Origin of the sequence: Frateuria sp. GZRe12 (genome assembly GCF_051900535.1) — a bacterium.
Taxonomy (GTDB): Bacteria; Pseudomonadota; Gammaproteobacteria; order Xanthomonadales; family Rhodanobacteraceae; genus Frateuria_A.
Genome location: NZ_JBHZGI010000009.1, coordinates 1 through 14697 on the forward strand (window position 1 = coordinate 1; position 14697 = coordinate 14697).

Sequence of the window (14697 nt, forward strand, 5' to 3'; positions counted from 1 at the left end):
TGACCATCGGCGCGAGGCCCGGCTCGTAGATCGGCACTTCGCCGCCCTTGAGCCGCGCGACCTTGGCCGCGTCCACGTCCACGCACAGGACGTGGTTGCCCATTTCCGCCAGGCAGGTCCCGGTGACAAGGCCGACGTAGCCCGTGCCGAACAGGGTGACATTCATCATCCGGGTGATCGCTCCAACAAAACGATCGCGGATTCTAACAGGCGCCACCCGTGACGACCGCAAAAAGAAAGGGCGCGGATCGCTCCGCGCCCTTCGATTTGCCGATGCCGGAGGGCTTATTTGCCCGCCGCGTCCTGGCCGCCGCCGGCCGGGGTCGGGCCAGTCTTCACCAGGGTCACGTCGAAGATGATCGTGGCGTTCGGCGGAAAGCCGTTCTGCGGCTGAGCGCCGTAGGCCAGGTTCGACGGGATGTAGAGCATGTAGTGCGCGCCGGTCTTCATCAGCTCCAGGCCTTCGCGGAAGCCCGGGATCACGCCCTGCAGCGGGATCGAAGCCGGCCCCTTCTCGTGATCGGCCGAGGCATCGAACTTCTCGCCGCTGACGAAGGTACCGACGTAGTTCACCTGCACGGTGTCGTTCGGACCCGGGCGGGCGCCGGTGCCTTCGCTGACGACCTTGTACTGCAGGCCCGAGGCGGTCGTCTTCACGCCCGGCTGGCTCTTGTTCTTGGCAAGGAAGGCTTCGCCCTTGGACTTGTTCTCCGAGGCGACCTTCTCGTACTGGGCCTTGGCCTTGGCCTGCAGCTTCGCGACGAAGGCGTCGCGCACGGTCTTGGCTTCGGCCTCGCTCATCGTCGGCTTCTGGCCCGACAGCGCCGACTGCACGGCGCGAGCGACCGTCGCCGGATCGACCTCCTCACGGACCAGCGGCGGCAACTGGCTGGCCAGGTCCCAACCGACGACATAGCTGGCCTTGGTCTTGTCGACCGTGCCAGCGGCGCCCGACTTGGCGGACTGGGCGTGGACCCCCGCGGTCATGCCCAGCGCAACGGCCAGGGTGGCCGCCGTCAGCGTGGGACGCAGAAAATGCTTCATCGAAGAAACTCCCTCGTGTATGGATTTGCCGGCAACGCGGCCGGGCCTCCCCGATGGAGGCAGGCGGAGCATTGTGAGGCGCGTCGAGCGGTCTTGGCAACGACACCGGCTGTCGACCGTCATGGTTTGGAAAGGTTCCCTTCAGTCGTCCGGCGACGGCCGGTCCAGCGTGTCGCGCAAGGCCGCCTGCAGTCTGGCGTGCATCTTCACCAGCGCACGCCACAGCACCGCCGACAGCAACACGCCCGCCACCAGCAGCAAAATTGCCACGCCGCGCGGTGGCAGGATCGCCGAGCCGAGCACGCTGACCAGCAATCCGAGTGCCAGCAGCGTGCCCAACGGAATCAGCCGTGCCAGCAGGCTGCGGATGGCGTGCGTGTAGCCGCCGGCAAATTGCTCGCGGATGCCCAGCTCCGCCAGCAGCATGCCCAGCGCCTCGGCCTTGCGGTAGATGGCGATCAGCATGGGCAACGACAGGAACAGCGCCGCGGCGAAGATCAGCGAATGCCGCGTCTCGCGCCCGGCGCCCAGCGTGGAGAACCACGCCCAGTTGTGCGCATTGACGTACGCACCAATGACGAACAGCGTGATCACGAGCACCACATTGACGCCGATGTGCCAGAGCAGCCGGCGCAGCATGGCGGCGATCATCGCGTTCTGCTCCACGGGCCGCAGGCTTCCCAGCCAGCCCGCATAGCTGGTCAGCAGCAGTCGCAGCGGGCCCGGCGTGACGCGCCGCATGCCATCGACGATGCCGTCGGCATGTCCGACCAGGTAGGGCGACGCGGCCATGCACACCACGGATACCGCGACAGCGGTCGGATAGACGAAATCGCTGACCACGCCAAGCGAGGCACCCAGCGTGGCGATCACGAACGAGAACTCGCCGATCTGCGCCATGCTAAGGCCCGTGCGGATGGAGGAACGCACCTCCTGCCCGACCGCGACCATTCCCATGCCGACCGTCAGCGTCTTGCCGACGATCACCACCACGGCGACGCCCAGGGCGGGCAGCGCGTACTGCCATAACAACACCGGATCGATCTTCAGGCCGATCGCCACGAAGAACAGCGCCGCGAACATGTCGCGCAGGGGCTCCACCAGCCGCATCACGCGATGCGCATTGCGCGCCTCGGCGATAACGGCGCCGGCGAGGAACGCGCCCAACGCCACGCTGAAGCCCAGCGATGCCGCGAACAGGCTCGCGCCGAAGCACACGCCCAACGCACACACCAGCAATGTTTCGTCGCGGCCGAAACCGGCTACGTAATCGATGAGCCGGGGCAACAGCAACAGGCCAAGGATCATGCCGGCCACCACGAACAGTCCCACCTGCCCCACGACCGTCAACGCGGTGCCCGCCTCCATGGCGCCGCCGATGGCCACTGCACTGAGCACCGTGAGGATCACGATCGCCAGCACGTCCTCGGCCACCAGGATGCCGACCACCCGTTGCGCGAATGGCAGGTGCCGCAGGCCACCTTCGGCCAGCGTGCGCGTGGCGACCATGGTCGAGGAAAGCGAGATCAGCGCGCCGAGGAACAGCGCATCCATCCGGTTCCACCCGAGCGCCTCGCCCAGGCCCGTGCCGATCCACAGCATCAGGCCCACCTCGATCACTGCGACCATCAGCACGCCCATGCCGACCTCGCGCAGCTTGCGCACGCTGAACTCCAGGCCCAGCGTGAACATCAGCAGCACGACACCAAGATTGGAAATGTCGTCGATGGCGCGCGGGTCGCCCACCAACACGCCCGGCGTGTGCGGGCCGATCAATATGCCGGCGAGGATGTAGCCGAGCAGCACGGGCTGGCGAAGGCGCTGGAAGAGCACCGTAGTGGCGCCCGCGACGATCATCACCATGGCGAGGTCGCGGATGAAACCGATCTCGTGCATGCGTGCTCCGGCGAGTGTGGCCGTCCAGCTTACGTCACAACGCGAGTGTGTCGATGCGGAACAAACACGCGTGACGACAAGCGCAAAATTCTCCAAAAAAAGCTTGACGGATTCGCGAACCCTGCCTATTCTTCCGGGCTTCCAGCGGCGGGGCCATAGCTCAGCTGGGAGAGCGCCTGCATGGCATGCAGGAGGTCGGCGGTTCGATCCCGCCTGGCTCCACCAACCTAATACGTCCCCATCGTCTAGAGGCCTAGGACATCACCCTTTCACGGTGGCGACCGGGGTTCGAATCCCCGTGGGGACGCCAAGGTTGGCCTCGCATTTTGTGAAGCTGGAAGACAACGCGGAGCGGTAGTTCAGTCGGTTAGAATGCTGGCCTGTCACGCCGGAGGTCGCGGGTTCGAGTCCCGTCCGCTCCGCCACTAATGAGAAACCCGCCTTGTGCGGGTTTTTTGTTGGGCATTTTTTGTGCGTTCGTCCCTGAGCGCTACAGCAAAAGCGGCCATCCATGCCGCACTCCTCGCAAGGGCTTCGCCCTTGAATGGACTCCGGTCAACCGTCCGTTTCGATTCGCTCGAGTGTCCCTGCCGAATGCCCCTGCTCGGCCAGGTACTCCAACCAGCGCGACAGAAACCCGTTCATGCGCAGCCGATGCTGCAGCACCGTGTGCGCTTCCGGGAACGGCCCCAGCACCTGCCACAGGTGGCGGCCTGGATGGCAATGCAACGCCTCGGCCACGTGCGCATCGGTGTACATCCGAAGCTGCGCCGACGGCGTCGGATGTCCCGTGTTCGCGTCGACGAATCCGTACGTCAGCTCCAGCTCCAGCGTGTAGGGATGCCGCTCCTGCACATGCATGTGCACGTCCAGGCCATCGTCCACGCTGGAACGATAGCGTCCCGGCGCAAGCGTCTGCGGCGCGAACAGGTGCGCCAGGCGGTGATAGTTCTCCGCATACAACCCCATCAGGAATTCGAAGCGTCCCGGGAGCAAGGCGGAGCGGTTGTCCAGTACGGCACTCATTGAGCCTGCATATACCTCAAAACATGGTTCGCTCGATACCGAAGCGCTCGAAGATCTTGCTGGCGATCTCTTCGATCGAGACGTGGGTGGTGTTGAGCGAGGATATCCCCGCCTGGCGCATGAGCCGGTCAGCCTGTTCCAGTTCCCAGCGACACTGCTGCACTGTGGCATAGCGACTGTCGGGCCGGCGTTGTTCACGGATCTGCGCCAGCCGCTGCGGGTCGATGGTGAGGCCGAACAGGCGATCCTTGTACGGCTTGAGCCGTTTGGGGAGTTCCAGCTTGTCCAGGTCGTCGTCGGTCAGGGGGTAGTTGGCGGCTTTGACGCCGTAATGCAAGGCCATGTAGAGGCAGGTGGGCGTCTTGCCCGATCGCGACACGCCGATGAGGATCAGGTCGGCCTGCTCGTAGTCCACGTCCACGCCATCGTCGTGCGCCAGCGCGTAGTTGGTGGCGTTGATGCGCGCCTCGTACTTGTCGAAGTCGACCAGGCCGTGCGAGCGGTTGACCATGCCCGAGCGCTTGGCGCCCAGTTCTTCCTCCAGCGGCCCGATGAACGGCGCGAACACGTCCAGCATCAGCGCACCGCTCGCTGCCACGACCTCGCACAGGCCCCGATCCGCCATCGTGTTGACGACAATCGGCCGCTCGCCGGTTTGCGCGTAACGGGTCTTGATGCGGAGCGCAGCGGCCTCGGCCTTATGCGCGTCGTCCACGAACGGCAGGCGATGCTTGTCGAACTGGATGCCCTCGAACTGCGCAAGGATGGAGTTGCCGATCGTCTCCGCCGTAATACCAGTGGAGTCGGAGATGAAGAAAACCGTACGTTGCATGCCTGTCTTCCATTTGTCCGCGGGGCCTGGTCCGGCACCTTAGCGCAAGCGCCAAAGCCTGTCCCTGCTTGACTCCGCGCTGACTGGTATGCAGTTGGCGCGGCATCGTGAACAAATGGTCTTCTTGTGCCGTGCACCATCGAAAGCGGACAATACCAGTCCTTTGCGGCCCGGTTTCGGCGCGGCGCAGCGTATTACCCAAGCTTTACTAAGGAGATTCCCTTGAACGACCTGGTGCTTTGGCTGGACAACCTGCGCATGACCGACCTGGGCAAGGTCGGCGGCAAGAATGCCTCGCTCGGCGAGATGATCGGCAACCTCGCCAAGCTCGGCGTCTCGGTGCCCGGCGGCTTCGCCACCACGGCCGACGCGTTCCAGCAGTACCTGGACAAGAGCGGCGTGGCCAAGCGCATCCGGGCGCGGCTGGATGGCCTGGACGTCGAAGACGTCGAGGCGCTGACCACCGCCGGCAAGGAGATCCGCAGCTGGGTCACCGAGACGCCGCTGCCGCAGGAACTGGACCAGGCGATCCGCGATGCCTACATCAAGCTGTGCAAGGACGCAGGCGCGGACAACATCGCCGTGGCCGTGCGCTCTTCGGCCACCGCCGAAGACCTGCCCGACGCATCCTTCGCCGGCCAGCAGGAAACCTTCTTGAACGTGGTCGGCATCGACGACGTGCTGCACAAGGTCAAGGAAGTCTTCGCCTCGCTCTACAACGACCGCGCGATCGCCTACCGCGTGCACCAGGGTTTCAAGCACGAGGACGTGTTCCTTTCCGCCGGCGTGCAGTTGATGGTGCGCTCGGACATCGGCGCCTCGGGCGTGCTGTTCACGCTGGATACCGAGTCGGGCTTCCGCGACGTGGTGTTCGTCACCGGCTCCTACGGCCTGGGCGAAATGGTCGTGCAGGGCGCGGTCAATCCGGATGAGTTCTACGTCTTCAAGCCCACGCTCAAGGCCGGCAAGCCCGCCCTGCTCCGCCGCAGTCTCGGTGCCAAGCAGCAGCGCATGGTCTATTCGGACAAGCCCGGTGAGCGCGTGCGCATCGAGGAAACGCCCGCCGCTCTGCGCAACAAGTTCTGCATCTCCGACGAGGACGTGCAGGAGCTGGCCAAGCAGGCCCTGGTGATCGAACAGCACTACGGCCGCCCGATGGACATCGAGTGGGCAAAGGATGGCAACACCGGCAAGCTCTACATCGTGCAGGCGCGCCCGGAGACGGTGAAGTCGCGCGCGCACGCCACGCAGCTGGAACGCTTCCAGCTCAACGAGAAGGGCAAGGTGCTGGCCGAGGGTCGCGCCATCGGCCAGAAGATAGGCTCGGGCAAGGCGCGCGTGGTCAAGTCGATCAGCCAGATGCACGAGTTCCAGAACGGCGACGTGCTGGTCGCCGACATGACCGACCCCGACTGGGAGCCGATCATGAAGCGCGCCGCCGCCATCGTGACCAATCGCGGCGGCCGCACCTGCCACGCCGCGATCATCGCGCGAGAGCTGGGCGTGCCGGCAGTGGTCGGTACCGGAAATGCGCTGCAGCTGATCCCCGATGGCGCGGAAGTCACCGTGTCCTGCGCCGAGGGCGACACCGGCATGATCTACGAAGGCAAGCTCGCCTTCGACCGCATCACCGCCGACCTCGGCGCCATGCCCGAGGCGCCGCTGAAGATCATGATGAACGTCGCCAACCCCGAGCGCGCGTTCGACTTCGGCATGCTGCCCAACGCCGGCATCGGCCTGGCGCGCCTGGAGATGATCATCGCCAGCCACATCGGCGTGCACCCGAAGGCATTGCTCGAATACAACCGCCAGGACGCCGAGACCAAGGCGAAGATCGACGAGCGCATGGCCGGCTATGCCGATCCGGTGAGCTTCTATGTCGACCGCCTGGCCGAAGGCATCGCCACGATCGCCGCCTCGGTGTACCCGAAGCCGGTGATCGTGCGCCTGTCCGATTTCAAATCCAACGAATACGCCGGCCTGATCGGCGGCTCGCGCTACGAGCCGCACGAGGAAAACCCGATGATCGGCTACCGCGGCGCCAGCCGCTACGTCGATGCGGGCTTCGCCGAATCCTTCGCGCTGGAATGCAAGGCGGTCAAGAAGGTCCGCGAGTCGATGGGCCTGTCCAACGTATGGGTGATGATCCCGTTCGTACGCACGTTGGGCGAAGGCCGCAAGGTGATCGAGGTGCTGGAGAAGAACGGCCTCAAGAAGGGCGAGGGCGACCTCAAGGTCATCATGATGTGCGAGGTGCCATCCAACGCCCTGCTCGCCGACGAGTTCCTGGATATCTTCGACGGCTTCTCGATCGGCTCCAACGACCTCACCCAGCTGACGCTCGGCCTGGACCGCGATTCGGGCATCGTCGCCAGCCTGTTCGACGAGCGCGACCCGGCGGTCAAGAAACTGCTCGCCATGGCGATCAAGACCGCCCGCGACAAGGGCAAGTACGTCGGCATCTGCGGCCAGGGCCCGAGCGACCACCCGGACCTGGCCGAATGGCTGATGGACCAGGGCATCGAATCGGTCTCGCTCAACCCCGACACCGTGGTCGATACCTGGCTGCGCCTGGCCAAGAAGAAAGCGGGCTGAGCCACGACCCGGTGCTTGTCACTGCCCGGGCTGCCGCGTACACTTCGCGGCTCGCGTCGACCCGCGGACCTTTTCGGAGAGGTGGCAGAGTGGTCGAATGTACCTGACTCGAAATCAGGCGTACGTGTAAGCGTACCGTGGGTTCGAATCCCACCCTCTCCGCCAGTAAAGACAAACGCCCCCTCGTGGGGCGTTTTGTTTTCCCGCCTTTTCTTTTGCGAAGCCCAACGCCATGGCATGCTGCGTGGCGCTCGCACCTTCAGGCACCCCATGATCGAGTTCGGACACGGTACCCACGTCGGCCTGCGCCGCGCGCGCAACGAGGACACCTATTACGCCGATCCGGCGCTGGGCCTGTTTCTCGTCGCCGATGGCATGGGCGGGCACCAGCATGGGGAGGTGGCCTCGGCGCTGGTACGCGATGCGATCGTCGAGCAGATCGCGCGAGGGCGCGGGTTGGTGGAGGCGGTGCGCAGCGCGGGCGAGCGGCTGTTCCGGCACTCCAGCGCCGCGGCGGACCGCTTGCCGATGGGCACCACGGTGGCTGCGCTGAAGCTGGCCGGCGACCGCTACGAGGTGGCCTGGGTAGGCGACAGCCGCATCTATCTTTGGCAGGGCGGCGCGCTGCGCCAGGTCAGCCACGACCATTCGCTGGTACAGGAACTGGTCGCCGCCGGCCAGCTCGACCCGGCGCTGGCCGATCGCCATCCGCAGCGCAACGTGCTGACCCAGGCGCTGGGCGTGACCTCGATCGAGCAGTTGCACATCGGCATGGCACGCGGGCGGGTCGAACCGGGCAGCCGTTTCGTGTTGTGCAGCGACGGCTTGACCGAGGGCCTGTCCGACGCCGCGATCGCGCGGATCGTCGGGCGTACGGACCTCGCCGCGCAGGAATGCGTCGATCACCTGCTGCTGGCCGCACTCGACGGCAGCGCGGACGACAACATCACGGTGATCCTGGCGCGCGTGAGTTAGCGCCCAACGATCCGTAAGTTGTGCATTCCACGCGCCCATGGGCGCGACCGCCATGCCGCATCGGAACCCTGCGGTCATGCCAAGGGTGTTCCTGCGAAAAAGGACCCCACCAGCGTCGCTCGTCGCTTCGTCAACCGTCCCCGCGAACCGGGGAGCCCGTTGCGAAGCCCGCTATGCCTAGGCTTCGGCCAACGCCGCTTCGGGCTGTTCCTGCCGACGCCAGACGCTACCGCCCTGGACGGCCTTGTCCAGCGCATCCAGTCGGCTTTCATGCGCAGCGATTTCATTGGCATCCGCCCGCAGCACGCGCGGGCGGCGCAGCAGCGTGACCGGGGCCAGCACGGCCGCGCCGGCTTCCTCGTGGGCGCCTTCGAAGGCCAGGTCCAACGCGACCTGGCCGGAGGTCATGTACAGATAGACGTCGGCCAGCAGTTGGGCGTCGATCAGGCCGCCGTGCAGGTCGCGCGCGGAGTTGTCCACGCCCAGACGCTTGCACAGGGCATCCAGGCTGTTGCGCTGGCCGGGGTAGCGCTCGCGCGCCATCGCCAGCGTGTCGATCACGCGGCAGCGGTCGGCGATGCGACCCATGTGCACGCCCACGCGCGCCAGCTCCGCGTCCAGGAACCCGACGTCGAAGCTCGCGTTGTGGATGATCAGCTCGGCATCGCCGATGAAAGCCAGGAAGTCCTCCACCACATCGGCAAAGAACGGCTTGTCGAGAAGGAATTCATCCTCGATGCCGGTGACCTGCCGCGCGCCCTCGTCGATTGCGCGCTCGGGGTTGAGATAGGTCTGCCAGTGCCGCCCGCTGGGACGTCGCTCGATGAGTTCCACGCAGGCGATTTCGATCAACCGGTGGCCCTGGCGGACTTCCAGACCCGTGGTCTCGGTGTCCAGAACGATCTGCCTCATGCCCTGCCCCTGTAACGCTCGGCCTGCTCGCGCGCGGCGGTATCGACGCGCTCGTTTTCCACGTGGCCCGTGTGGCCGCGCACCCACGCCCAGCGTACCTGATGTGGCGCCTTGGCCGCTGCCAACCGCTCCCACAGATCCTGGTTCTTGACCGGCTTCTTGTCGGACGTGCGCCAGCCGTTGGCGACCCACCTCGGCAACCACTGCTCAATGCCTTGCATGACATAGCGCGAGTCGGTGGTAAGCACGACCTTGCATGGGCGCGTCAGTGCCTCCAGCGCACCGATGGCGGCCATCAGTTCCATGCGGTTGTTGGTGGTGTCCGGCTCGCCGCCGGAGAACACGCGCTCGACGCCCTTGGCGCGCAGCAATGCAGCCCAGCCGCCGGGCCCGGGATTGCCCAGGCACGCGCCGTCGGTAAACGCTTCGACTTCGATCATCGTTCCTCGCGAAGAAATCAGGCGGCAGCGCTGCGGCGCGCGCCGGGCGCCAGGCCGGCGACCGGCGCCGCGGCGATCGCACGCGGACGCAGGCGGACTGGCGCGGCGGCCTGGCGGCGCTTGCGCGCGATCAGCAGGTAACCGCCGCCGAGCGGGCCGCCATGGTGCGGCACCGCGGCCGAGCTCGGCCACATGGGGCCGACCCGTTGCACGCGCTCGACATTGAGTTCGGCGCTCCGCAACCAATGGCCGATGCGCAGCGGGGATTCCAGGTTCACGCCGCGCCGGCCGCGCCACAGCAGCCAGGGCAACCAGCCGCTGGCCGGATGCATGCCGGTGAGCGCAAGCATCCCGCCGGGCATGAGGACGCGGGCGGACTCTCGCAGCAGGAATTGCGGATCGGGCGCCACTTCCAGCGCATGGCTCAGCAATGCCAGGCCGAAGGCGTCGTCCAGGAACGGCAGCGACTCATCCAGGCGCGTGTGCAGGTCGCCCGCGCCGTGGCTGCCATCCAGATGCAGGTGCACCCAGCGGTCGAGCATCGGCAACGCCGGGGGCACGGCCCGCGCGACAGCCGACACCTGCAACGCATACGCGCCGGCGCAGCGCTGCAACTCCGGGGCGAGCGCCTGCGCTTCTGCGGCGAGCAGGCCGCGCATCGGCTTGCTGGCGTAGATGTCTTGATCGCGCTCGGCCATGTCGCGCCCGTTTCGCCGCAAAAGTGAAGTGTAGCCGCTGGCGGTCGCAAGCGCGTCACAGGTCGCGGAACCGGCCGCCTGACTGAACACAAATCACACATTTAACGGCTCACTAACGAGCCACCCGGATACGGCACTTATAGTCGAACGGTTCGCGCAAGCCGGATGCCTGCGCCAGTCGATACGAAGACTGCGGAGACCGTTCTTGCACGTCGTACCGTTACCGGCGCTCGCCGACAATTACATCTGGCTGCTGCACGACGACGCCGGCCAGGCGATCGTGGTCGATCCCGGCGATGCCGCGCCCGTCGAGGCAGCCCTTGCCGGGCGAGCGCTGCAGTTGCGGGCGATCCTGCTGACCCATCACCACGGCGACCATGTCGCAGGCGCAAAGGCGTTGCGTGAGCGCCACGGCGCCACCGTCTACGCGCCGCGCGACGAGCGCATCGGCAGCGTCGACCAACGGGTGGGCGATGGCGATCTCGTCACCCTGGACCGGCCACAGGCGCGCTTCGAAGTGATCGAAGTTCCCGGCCACACCCGCAGCCATATCGCGTACGCAGGCGAAGGCCTGCTGTTCTGCGGCGACACCCTTTTCAGCCTCGGCTGCGGACGCCTGTTCGAAGGCACGCCGGCGCAGATGCTCGCCTCACTCGAACGATTGGCCGCACTGCCGGGGGACCTCGAGGTCTGCTGCGGGCACGAGTACACCCAGGCCAACGGCCGCTTCGCACGGGAAGTCGATCCGACCAATTCCTTGCTGGCGGCGCGCTGCGACCAGGTCGCCGAGGCACGCGCGTTGGGCCGCCCCACCCTTCCCGTGCCCTTGGCCAGCGAACTGGCCTGCAATCCCTTCCTGCGCATCGACAGCGAACCGCTGACCGAATGGGCAAGCCGGCAGCACGCCGCCGGCAGCCGGGTCGAACGCTTCGCCGCGCTGCGCGCCGCCAAGGATGTCTTCCAAGGATGAAACCCGTACTTCGCCCCTTGCCGCTCGTCGTGTCGCTGCTGCTCACCGCCTGCGCCATCGCGCCAGTTCCCCAGTCCACGACACCACGCGTGGAGGCGCCGCAGGCCCAGGTACCCGATGTGGCCGCCGCGCCGGCGACGCCCCAGGCGCCGGTGACCACCACCAACGTATGGGAGCGCCTGCGCGGCAGCTTCGCGATGACCGATTGCTCGGCCGATCCGGCGATCGACACCTGGGCCCGTCGCTACACGCGCTCGCCCAAGCGCTTCGAGGCACAGATGCAGCGCATCCTGCCGCGGCTGGTCTACGTCGAGGAAAGCGCCATGCGCCACGGCGTACCGGGCGAGTTCGCGCTGCTGCCGTGGGTGGAGAGTCACTTCAACCCGGTCGCGCCGAACCGGAACCGCCCCGCGGGCATGTGGCAGATCATGCCGGCCACGGCGCGCCACATGGGCCTGAGCGTCGGCTCCAGCTACGACGGCCGCCTCGATCTGACCGAGTCAACCGACAAGGTGATGGCGCTGCTGAGCCATTATCACGACTACTTCCAGGACTGGCGTCTGGCTGACTACGCCTACAACGCCGGTCGCTACGGCATCGACCGCCTGGTCAATCGCGAAGGCGCACCGCCGGCCGAGCCGGCGGTGCCCGCGTTGCCAGTACGCGCGGGCACCCGCGCGCACCTGGTCAAGCTGATGGCGATCGCCTGCGTCGTGCGCGAACCGGAGCGCTTCCACGTCACCCTGCCGACGCTGGACGAAGACGCGCAATTGGTTGCGCTCGAAGTGAACCGGCGGCTGCCCCTGAAAAGAGTGGCCCATCAGGCGGGCATGCCGCTGGAGGCCCTGAGCGTCATCAACGCCGGCTACCGCAACGGCATCATCGATACCCGCCACGGTGGCCGGGTGCTGCTACCGCGCCGGCACGCCGACCAGTTGCGCTCAGCGCTGCTGGCCCAGGCGGTCGCCGATCCGAACGAACGGGTCGCCAGCGTGAGCCCGGATCCCGTGCTGCCGGGCCTGGGCGACGACGATCCCCCGGCCACCCGCAAGGCCGAGCATATCCCGGGCTCGCCTGCCGCCGACGCCGCGGCCACGCCGGTCGTGCACGTGGTCCGCCGCGGCGACACGCTGTTCGACCTTGCTCGTCGCTACCACGTGCAGGTCGCGCAGTTGAAGCGCTGGAACCACCTGGGCGGAAGCGACATCCGCATCGGGCAGAAACTCACCGTCAGCGCGTCCGACTGACGGCGCCGGCCAGGACTATCGGCGCAGCGCGTCGCGGCTCTGCCGCCAGTAGTCCTGCCAAGCCTGGAACATCAACACGTTCCACAGGTGTGTGTGCCATTTGCGCTCGCCCCCACCAAAGCGTTGCCACACCTGACCGATCGCCGCCGCGTCGAACACCCCGTCGGCGGCCAAGCGCCCGGGAGACAGCAGGTCGCCCGCCCAAGGCTTCAGGTCGCCGCGCAGCCACTCCGTCACCGGCGCCCCGAAGCCGCGCTTGCCGCGATACACCATCGACGCGGGCAGGTAGCGCAGCAGCACCTTCTTGAGCAGGAACTTGCTCACGCCATCGCGCAACTTCATGTCCAGCGGCAGCGACCAGGCGAACTCCGCCACGCGCCAATCCAGCAGCGGCGCACGCGCCTCCAGGCTCACCGCCATGCTGGTGCGATCGACCTTGCACAGCAGATCGTCCGGCAGGTAGCTGACGAAGTCGGCCAGCATCATCGCGTCCGCCGGCGTGCCGGCGCCATCGAGCGGATCGGCCTGGTGATAGAACGAGTCGAGCGCCCGCGCACCCGGCACCACCGCGGCCGGATCGCGCCAGCGCGCCACGCGGTTGCGGTACACGTCACCGATACCACGGGCGCCCATCTCCGCCAGCAGCGCGGCCACGCCGCCGCTGCGCGAAGCTTCGCCTTGCCCGTGCGCGATGCGCGCCAGCGGACGGCGTAGCGCGGAAGGTATGCGCGAGAGCATCCCCCAGTTGCGCAAAGCACGCTGATAGCGGCTGTAGCCGAAGAACAGCTCGTCGCCGCCGTCACCCGACAGCGCCACAGTGACGCCGCCGCGCGCGAGCCTGGCGACCAGCGCGGTCGGCACCTGCGAGGCATCGGCGAACGGCTCGTCGAACATCGCCGGCAATTGCGGAACCACGCCCAGCGCGTCGGCGCCGCTGACGTAGAGCTCGGTGTGGTCGGTACGCAGGTGCTCGGCCACCTCGCGCGCCAGCGGCGCCTCGTCGTGGTGCGAGCCCTCGAAGCCGATGCTGAAGCTGTGCACCGGGCCAGTACTCTGCGCCTGCATCATCGCGGTGACGATCGAGGAATCGGTGCCGCCGGAAAGGAACACGCCTACCGGCACGTCCGCGACCATGCGAAGCCCGACCGCGTCGCGCAGCAGCGTGTCCAGCTGTTCCTCTGCCTCGGCGGCGCTGCCCACGAAAGGCGTCGCCAGCGCGGCGCGCATTTGCTCGCGGGCATCCCAGAACGGACGCTGCGCGACGGCCGGTTGGTGCGCGGCGGCGCCGGCGGCGACGGCTGCGGCGTCCAGGCGCAGCAGGCGGCCCGGCATCAGCTTGAACGCCCGCTCGTGGATGCAGTGCGGCGCGGGGATGTAGTCCAGCCGCAGCAGCAGCGTCAACGCGTCGCGGTCGACGCCATTGTCGAATTCCGGATGGCGCCAGAGCGACTTCAGCTCCGAGCCGAACACCAGCGTGTCGCCGGCCCAGCCGTAGTAAAGCGGCTTCTTTCCCACGCGGTCGCGCGCCAGCCACAGGCAGCGCTCGCTGCGGTCCCAAAGCGCCAGCGCGAACATGCCGTTGCAGCGGCGCAGGCTTTCCTCCACGCCCCAGGCGACGAACGCCGCAAGCAGCACCTCGGTGTCGGAGTGACCACGAAAGCTCGCCCCGCGGGACTCCAGTTCGCGGCGTAGCTCGCCGAAGTTGTAGATCTCGCCGTTGTAGGCCAGCACGTAGCGGCCATCGGCCGACGCCATCGGCTGGTGTCCCAGCGGCGACAGGTCGATGATGCTCAACCGCTGGTGGGCCAGCGCGATGCCGACCGGCGCGTCCACCCAGGTGCCGCTGTCGTCCGGCCCGCGGTGCTGCAATGCCCCGCCCATCGCCCCGGCCAGCGCCGCGAGTTCTTGTTCCTGCCGCGCCGGCGAAGGCAGCAGCAGGCCCGCCAATCCACACATGATTCCCGCTTCCCGACTGCAAACGGTTCTTATACCGCATCCATCCGCCAGCCCTGTAGCTGGCGATGCCCAACGTTCGAAAACCGGCGCGGGCAGTCCGAGTCTC

General features: G+C 67.1%; 12 protein-coding genes, 4 tRNA genes and 1 pseudogene. 8 read left to right on the forward strand and 9 right to left on the reverse strand.

Features of this window, described 5'->3' with window-relative positions; genetic code table 11:
• The 3 genes and pseudogenes from ACFWZ4_RS15905 to ACFWZ4_RS15915 form a co-directional block, all read right to left on the reverse strand.
• Nucleotides 1–166, reverse strand: a pseudogene (locus ACFWZ4_RS15905) (UDP-glucose 6-dehydrogenase); the annotation flags it as partial.
• A 119-nt stretch (nucleotides 167–285) separates the two neighbouring features.
• On the reverse strand, nucleotides 286–1044 hold the full coding sequence (locus ACFWZ4_RS15910; protein WP_439666301.1) for an FKBP-type peptidyl-prolyl cis-trans isomerase N-terminal domain-containing protein: 759 nt from the start codon (nucleotides 1042–1044) through the stop codon (nucleotides 286–288).
• Between the two features lie 141 nt (nucleotides 1045–1185).
• Nucleotides 1186–2940 (reverse strand): cation:proton antiporter, encoded by a 1755-nt coding sequence (locus ACFWZ4_RS15915; RefSeq protein WP_439705644.1) that lies wholly within the window; start codon nucleotides 2938–2940, stop codon nucleotides 1186–1188.
• Between the two features lie 149 nt (nucleotides 2941–3089).
• Between ACFWZ4_RS15915 and ACFWZ4_RS15920 the strand changes: the two genes are divergently transcribed.
• The 3 genes from ACFWZ4_RS15920 to ACFWZ4_RS15930 all read left to right on the forward strand — a co-directional run bounded on the left by ACFWZ4_RS15920 (nucleotide 3090) and on the right by ACFWZ4_RS15930 (nucleotide 3365).
• A tRNA-Ala gene (locus ACFWZ4_RS15920) sits at nucleotides 3090–3165 on the forward strand.
• A gap of 9 nt (nucleotides 3166–3174) precedes the next feature.
• Nucleotides 3175–3250 (forward strand) — tRNA-Glu (locus tag ACFWZ4_RS15925).
• 38 nt (nucleotides 3251–3288) lie between these two features.
• A tRNA-Asp gene (locus ACFWZ4_RS15930) sits at nucleotides 3289–3365 on the forward strand.
• Nucleotides 3366–3495: 130 nt separating this feature from the next.
• On the opposite strand, the gene ACFWZ4_RS15935 is transcribed toward ACFWZ4_RS15930, so the two are convergent.
• Nucleotides 3496–3966 carry a DUF1249 domain-containing protein gene (locus ACFWZ4_RS15935; protein ID WP_439705645.1) on the reverse strand — a complete coding sequence of 157 codons (471 nt, stop codon included), beginning with the start codon at nucleotides 3964–3966 and terminating at the stop codon, nucleotides 3496–3498.
• 16 nt (nucleotides 3967–3982) lie between these two features.
• Nucleotides 3983–4798, reverse strand: coding sequence for a posphoenolpyruvate synthetase regulatory kinase/phosphorylase PpsR (gene ppsR / locus ACFWZ4_RS15940; protein ID WP_231320348.1), 816 nt, complete (start codon nucleotides 4796–4798; stop codon nucleotides 3983–3985).
• A gap of 222 nt (nucleotides 4799–5020) precedes the next feature.
• Between ppsR and ppsA the strand changes: the two genes are divergently transcribed.
• From ppsA to ACFWZ4_RS15955, 3 genes are all read left to right on the forward strand, one after another.
• Nucleotides 5021–7393 carry a phosphoenolpyruvate synthase gene (gene ppsA, locus ACFWZ4_RS15945; RefSeq protein WP_439705646.1) on the forward strand — a complete coding sequence of 791 codons (2373 nt, stop codon included), beginning with the start codon at nucleotides 5021–5023 and terminating at the stop codon, nucleotides 7391–7393.
• A gap of 75 nt (nucleotides 7394–7468) precedes the next feature.
• Nucleotides 7469–7558 (forward strand) — tRNA-Ser (locus ACFWZ4_RS15950).
• Between the two features lie 105 nt (nucleotides 7559–7663).
• Nucleotides 7664–8368: a PP2C family protein-serine/threonine phosphatase gene (locus tag ACFWZ4_RS15955; RefSeq protein WP_439705647.1), complete on the forward strand. Its 705-nt coding sequence runs from the start codon at nucleotides 7664–7666 to the stop codon at nucleotides 8366–8368.
• Nucleotides 8369–8545: 177 nt separating this feature from the next.
• On the opposite strand, the gene dnaQ is transcribed toward ACFWZ4_RS15955, so the two are convergent.
• The 3 genes from dnaQ to ACFWZ4_RS15970 are packed head-to-tail and all read right to left on the reverse strand — an operon-like array spanning nucleotide 8546 to nucleotide 10418.
• Complete coding sequence (gene dnaQ / locus ACFWZ4_RS15960; protein WP_439705648.1) at nucleotides 8546–9280, reverse strand: DNA polymerase III subunit epsilon; 735 nt, start codon at nucleotides 9278–9280, stop codon at nucleotides 8546–8548.
• Nucleotides 9277–9720 carry a ribonuclease HI gene (gene rnhA / locus ACFWZ4_RS15965; protein ID WP_439705649.1) on the reverse strand — a complete coding sequence of 148 codons (444 nt, stop codon included), beginning with the start codon at nucleotides 9718–9720 and terminating at the stop codon, nucleotides 9277–9279. The genes dnaQ and rnhA overlap by 4 nt, the downstream gene beginning before the upstream one ends.
• Before the next feature lie 17 nt (nucleotides 9721–9737).
• Nucleotides 9738–10418 (reverse strand): methyltransferase domain-containing protein, encoded by a 681-nt coding sequence (locus tag ACFWZ4_RS15970; protein ID WP_439705650.1) that lies wholly within the window; start codon nucleotides 10416–10418, stop codon nucleotides 9738–9740.
• 205 nt (nucleotides 10419–10623) lie between these two features.
• Between ACFWZ4_RS15970 and gloB the strand changes: the two genes are divergently transcribed.
• Both gloB and ACFWZ4_RS15980 read left to right on the forward strand, forming a co-directional pair.
• On the forward strand, nucleotides 10624–11388 hold the full coding sequence (gene gloB, locus ACFWZ4_RS15975) for a hydroxyacylglutathione hydrolase (protein WP_439705651.1): 765 nt from the start codon (nucleotides 10624–10626) through the stop codon (nucleotides 11386–11388).
• Nucleotides 11385–12635: a transglycosylase SLT domain-containing protein gene (locus ACFWZ4_RS15980; RefSeq protein ID WP_439705652.1), complete on the forward strand. Its 1251-nt coding sequence runs from the start codon at nucleotides 11385–11387 to the stop codon at nucleotides 12633–12635. Before gloB ends, ACFWZ4_RS15980 begins: the two co-directional genes overlap by 4 nt.
• 15 nt (nucleotides 12636–12650) lie before the next feature.
• Here the strand turns inward: ACFWZ4_RS15980 and asnB are convergent, their stop codons facing one another.
• A complete protein-coding gene (gene asnB, locus ACFWZ4_RS15985) occupies nucleotides 12651–14591 on the reverse strand; it encodes an asparagine synthase (glutamine-hydrolyzing) (RefSeq protein WP_439705653.1) in 1941 nt (646 codons plus the stop codon).
• Nucleotides 14592–14697 lie beyond the last annotated feature (106 nt).

What these genes read in the sequence shown, in the direction of transcription:
- ACFWZ4_RS15910 (WP_439666301.1), bottom strand. Translation starts at nt 1,044, where the DNA reads ATGAAGCATTTTCTGCGTCCCACGCTGACGGCGGCCACCCTGGCCGTT.
- ACFWZ4_RS15915 (WP_439705644.1), bottom strand. Translation starts at nt 2,940, where the DNA reads ATGCACGAGATCGGTTTCATCCGCGACCTCGCCATGGTGATGATCGTC.
- ACFWZ4_RS15935 (WP_439705645.1), bottom strand. Translation starts at nt 3,966, where the DNA reads ATGAGTGCCGTACTGGACAACCGCTCCGCCTTGCTCCCGGGACGCTTC.
- ppsR (WP_231320348.1), bottom strand. Translation starts at nt 4,798, where the DNA reads ATGCAACGTACGGTTTTCTTCATCTCCGACTCCACTGGTATTACGGCG.
- ACFWZ4_RS15955 (WP_439705647.1), top strand. Translation starts at nt 7,664, where the DNA reads ATGATCGAGTTCGGACACGGTACCCACGTCGGCCTGCGCCGCGCGCGC.
- dnaQ (WP_439705648.1), bottom strand. Translation starts at nt 9,280, where the DNA reads ATGAGGCAGATCGTTCTGGACACCGAGACCACGGGTCTGGAAGTCCGC.
- rnhA (WP_439705649.1), bottom strand. Translation starts at nt 9,720, where the DNA reads ATGATCGAAGTCGAAGCGTTTACCGACGGCGCGTGCCTGGGCAATCCC.
- ACFWZ4_RS15970 (WP_439705650.1), bottom strand. Translation starts at nt 10,418, where the DNA reads ATGGCCGAGCGCGATCAAGACATCTACGCCAGCAAGCCGATGCGCGGC.
- ACFWZ4_RS15980 (WP_439705652.1), top strand. Translation starts at nt 11,385, where the DNA reads ATGAAACCCGTACTTCGCCCCTTGCCGCTCGTCGTGTCGCTGCTGCTC.
- asnB (WP_439705653.1), bottom strand. Translation starts at nt 14,591, where the DNA reads ATGTGTGGATTGGCGGGCCTGCTGCTGCCTTCGCCGGCGCGGCAGGAA.